Annotated in this window: 1 protein-coding gene; it reads left to right on the top strand. The window is 65.2% G+C overall.

Annotated elements, in window-relative coordinates:
- The coding region (locus tag FY036_RS00055) for an EF-Tu C-terminal domain-related protein (RefSeq protein WP_328593089.1) at nucleotides 1-385 on the top strand (385 nt) is incomplete at both ends.

Genomic DNA, 385 nt, shown 5'->3' with positions numbered 1-385 from the left:
TACCGGCGTCGAGATGTTCCGCAAGCTGCTCGACCAGGGCCAGGCTGGCGACAACATCGGCGCGCTGATCCGCGGCGTTGGCCGTGAGGACGTGGAGCGCGGCCAGGTGCTGTGCAAGCCGGGCACGGTGAAGCCGCACACGAAGTTCAAGGCTGAAGCCTACATCCTGACGAAGGAGGAGGGTGGCCGTCACACGCCGTTCTTCACCAACTACCGTCCGCAGTTCTACTTCCGCACGACGGACGTGACGGGCATCGTGACGCTGCCGGAAGGCACGGAGATGGTGATGCCGGGCGACAACATCACGGTCGACGTGACGCTGATCGTGCCGATCGCGATGGAAGAGAAGCTGCGCTTCGCCATCCGCGAAGGCGGCCGCACCGTC

The organism is Neoaquamicrobium microcysteis, assembly GCF_008180155.1.
GTDB classification, from domain to species: Bacteria; Pseudomonadota; Alphaproteobacteria; order Rhizobiales; family Rhizobiaceae; genus Aerobium; species Aerobium microcysteis.
The sequence above is the reverse complement of the archived record's forward strand: the minus strand, read 5'-3'. Positions and strand labels throughout refer to the sequence as shown.